1 pseudogene is annotated in these 267 nt (G+C 46.4%); it reads left to right on the top strand.

The features are described from left to right. Positions 1 to 267, top strand: a pseudogene (locus tag ABS784_RS17140) (spore cortex-lytic enzyme); the annotation flags it as partial.

Raw genomic sequence — 267 nt, 5'->3', positions numbered from 1 at the left:
CAAAAAATGTACCGCCAAAAAAACAACAAGCTGGTCAGGCTGGACAAGGGCAAAAGCAGGCTGCTCCTAAACAGCAAGCAGCCCAAAATAAACAACAAACAGGGAAATCGGTACAGCCGATGGCGGTGAATATGCCTGGAGGCTTTTCACAAAATGACTTAAATCTTTTAGCCAATGCCGTTTACGGAGAAGCCCGCGGCGAGCCTTATATTGGTCAAGTAGCAATTGCGGCAGTTATTTTAAACCGACTGAACAGCCCGACATTTC

The sequence above is a fragment of the Geobacillus sp. G4 genome (assembly GCF_040327975.1).
Classification (GTDB): domain Bacteria; phylum Bacillota; class Bacilli; order Bacillales; family Anoxybacillaceae; genus Geobacillus; species Geobacillus thermoleovorans.
This window is presented reverse-complemented; position numbering and strand designations above follow the sequence as displayed.